The sequence below is a fragment of the Virgibacillus sp. FSP13 genome (assembly GCF_054048505.1).
Genome location: NZ_JBSVKG010000074.1, coordinates 1 through 774, shown reverse-complemented (window position 1 = coordinate 774; position 774 = coordinate 1). Strand labels below are relative to the sequence as shown.

Genomic DNA, 774 nt, shown 5'->3' with positions numbered 1-774 from the left:
CAGCCGGAGAACAAAAACATCAGCCGGAGAACAAAAACATCAGCCGGAGCCAAATACACGCTCGACCGCTTCCTCAAATTCCCTAAAGTAATCTGGAATTTCATCAGCTTTAAGCCCTACTTCCATATTTTCAGCAATAGAGCGGTTATACCATCTTTGCTTGTCAAAACCTGCATTAAAATGCTTCCATACCGCATCTCCAAGTCGTAAAAGATCTTTTTCGAGTTCAAGTAAATTGTCTAGTTTATCAGCAACAATGAGGTATTTCACCTCTTTATCAGCATTTCTAACGGTATCAATCGTATGCTGTTTGCGCTCTTGCCATGATTTTGACTTATCTTCCGTATGTGCTCCGACTAACGCTGCAACTCTAGGTCCAAATGCATTATCAATGTCCTCAATCTCATATGGTGTATCCTCGACGACATCATGTAAATGGCCAGCACAAATTAATTCTTCGGAAAAGCACTCCTGCTCTAATCGCTTCGCAACACGAATGGGATGAGTAATATACGGGACATTAGAACTTTTTCTTGTTTGTCCTTTGTGTGCCTTTTTAGCAAACAATTTTGCCTGTTGCTTCATAAAACCCCTCCTAATTAGTTTCAACTATATCGCTTCTAGAAGCAAAATGGAAGAAGGTGTCTAAAGAATTAAAAAGAATGTAAATTTTGGTAGTGAGCAGCTTCCCCACCTGTTGGGGAAGCTGCGAACATCGGCGCGAGATCGAAAACATCGGCGCGAGATCGAAAACATCGGCGCGAGATCGAAAAC

Annotated in this window: 1 protein-coding gene; it reads right to left on the bottom strand. The window is 41.7% G+C overall.

The features are described from left to right. Positions 1 to 39 precede the first annotated feature (39 nt). On the bottom strand, positions 40 to 585 hold the full coding sequence (locus ACW2QC_RS20240; protein ID WP_457545728.1) for an HD domain-containing protein: 546 nt from the start codon (positions 583 to 585) through the stop codon (positions 40 to 42). Positions 586 to 774: the final 189 nt, after the last annotated feature.

What these genes read in the sequence shown, in the direction of transcription:
- ACW2QC_RS20240 (WP_457545728.1), bottom strand. Translation starts at nt 585, where the DNA reads ATGAAGCAACAGGCAAAATTGTTTGCTAAAAAGGCACACAAAGGACAA.